Raw genomic sequence first — 2,345 nt, forward strand, 5'->3', positions numbered from 1 at the left:
AAATCAACAGGGAAGTTTAACAGAGCCTTTTTTAAATAAGAGTCGATTACAAACCTAAATAAAATTTTTTAGATTGATTATATCACATTTATAAAAATTACTTTGACAGATAGAGTAATTTCAAGTAGAATTACTCTATCAGATAGAATAGTGAGTGATATAAGGAAGTGATTACGTGCTTAGAAGCGATCTTATCCGCGGTCATTTAGATTCGATTATTTTACGCTTGATTTTAGAACAAGACAGGTATGGGTATGAAATTTCGAAGGAAATCAGCCTGCGGACAAACAATCGATTTCAAATTAAAGAGGCGACTCTTTATGCGGTGTTTCAGCGGCTGGAGAAAAAGGAACTTATCGAATCTTACGTGGGAAGTGTTAGCCAAGGTGGGAAAAGGAAGTACTACCGAATCACGACCCTCGGAAAAGCCTATTTAAAAGAAATGATTAAGGAATGGATTGAAACAAAAGAAGTTATCGATTTGTTTATGGAGGGATTAGAGTGAAAAAGTTAAGAAATCATGTCGATGAGTTGTTTAAGGATGTTCCGGAGAGTGAGCAAAAGCAGGCGATTAAGCAAGAGGTATTGGAAAACCTGGAGGAAAAAGTGTTGGACTTAATGGAACTTGGTAAGGAGGAGGAAGATGCCATTAATAAAGCGATCGTTGATTTTGGCGATATTGAAGATTTAAAGAATGAGTTGGGAATAAAGAAGCCAGTGAAAAAGAATATGTCTAAAATTAATTTGGGCTTTTCCATTTGGGGGAGTATCTTAATCATTGCCCTATTTGTGTTTATCAATTTTGCTTATTCACCTGGGACCATTTGGTTTGTCTATCCAACCTTTGGGGTATTATGGTGGCCTTTGTCCATGTATTTTCATTGGCAGCGTTCGAAGTAAGGAGGGGAACCATGAAGAAATTTGATGCAGGTTTTGCCGCAGCGGGAAGTGTAATGAGTATTATCTTTTTTATACTAGTTAATTATTTAACTAGCCCCCATTACCCGTGGTTTATTTATCCTTCCTTTGTTCTTTTACTGTGGCCAATAGGTTTGTATTGTTTGAAGAATAGGAAACACAAACACCTTTCACTTTCCTATTCCGCACTTATTATCGCTTTTTTGACTGTTGAGAATTATCTGTATTCGCCATACTCACATTGGTCTCTATATGCAATTTATCCTATTTTCTGGTGGCCCATTCTTGTTTATTTAGGAAAGCATGCGCTAACGCTAAAGGTTGCATTGGCAGGGAGTACCAGTATCATTTTATATTATGCCATTCTTAATGTGCTGCTATCACCTGGTTATCCATGGGTGATCTTTCCGACATTTGCAATTGTTTGGTGGCCGCTTGCCATCTATCATACTAAGAAAAAGGCCTTTTTTGAATTCTCTATTCATGCTACTCTAATAATCGCGGTCTTTTTTATCATCGTAAATGCGATTTCTACACCGCATACCGTATGGGCCGTGTACCCAATCTTTTGTATACTATGGTGGCCGCTAAGTATGTATTATTTCGTCTATAAAAGAAAACTAACAAAGTAATTTATGGTGTCAGGCACCGTAAAAAGACAAATGTCTTTTTGCTGTGCCTGACACCATTTTAATAGCGGGCGAAGTATGCCTTTTCCTTCCATGTCCACATCTTATAGTAAAATTGAAGTTTTAATATCCGTCTTGTCCTTTTGGGGCAGGGCGTTTTTTTCTAATGCATTGAGCTGCCAACTGAGGCACTTTTTTTGATGAATATGCATGAATAATGGAATGGATTAGGTTAGTGAAAAATTTGTCGAAATTTCACGAAAAATATCATTTTAATGTATTCGCTTTCAATTGTTAAAATCATTCTATCTAAATGAATATTTGAAATATTTATATTTTTAATGAAAAATGTTCCTGTTTAGTTCAGAAAGGCAAGGGGGTATTAAAAATGAAGCAGATACAAACAAGGAAAATAACAAGGGGTAGAAGGGGAAATAAATTACATGTAAAAACCACTCGATTATCGATCGAAGTTCCAGAGTGTATTAAAGACGATTTTCGGGAGGCAGTTGAAAGAAATGGAAAGACTATGAAGGATGTTTTATCATTATATATGCAAAAATACATATGGAAACAAGGAGAATTACAAAGAAATAGGCAAAGACGACGCGAGGATATTGGATCAAGAGGCTGACCTTGGTAATTGCTAAATTAATAAATTTATGCTCTTCTCGACTGAGAAGGGCTTTTTTCTGCTTATTGAGATGCATTACTCTTTTTGTACTGCAAAATTGATTCCTAAAAACACGAAAATGAACAATTTTCAAGTCACCAAGAATAATCCCTTCACTATATTTC

General features: G+C 35.7%; 4 protein-coding genes. All 4 read left to right on the forward strand.

Annotated elements, in window-relative coordinates; all coding sequences use genetic code 11:
* Positions 1–175: 175 nt before the first annotated feature.
* The 4 genes from V7137_RS15395 (at position 176) to V7137_RS15410 (ending at position 2,181) form a co-directional block, all read left to right on the forward strand.
* Positions 176–505, forward strand: a complete 330-nt coding sequence (locus tag V7137_RS15395; protein WP_335698901.1) for a PadR family transcriptional regulator — start codon at positions 176–178, stop codon at positions 503–505.
* Positions 502–900 carry a permease prefix domain 1-containing protein gene (locus tag V7137_RS15400; protein ID WP_335698902.1) on the forward strand — a complete coding sequence of 133 codons (399 nt, stop codon included), beginning with the start codon at positions 502–504 and terminating at the stop codon, positions 898–900. The genes V7137_RS15395 and V7137_RS15400 overlap by 4 nt, the downstream gene beginning before the upstream one ends.
* Before the next feature lie 11 nt (positions 901–911).
* Positions 912–1,550, forward strand: a complete 639-nt coding sequence (locus V7137_RS15405) for a hypothetical protein (RefSeq protein WP_335698903.1) — start codon at positions 912–914, stop codon at positions 1,548–1,550.
* A 385-nt stretch (positions 1,551–1,935) separates the two neighbouring features.
* Complete coding sequence (locus V7137_RS15410) at positions 1,936–2,181, forward strand: hypothetical protein (RefSeq protein ID WP_335698904.1); 246 nt, start codon at positions 1,936–1,938, stop codon at positions 2,179–2,181.
* Positions 2,182–2,345: the final 164 nt, after the last annotated feature.

It is taken from the genome of Neobacillus drentensis (genome assembly GCF_036962765.1).
Lineage (GTDB): Bacteria > Bacillota > Bacilli > Bacillales > Cytobacillaceae > Neobacillus > Neobacillus drentensis_C.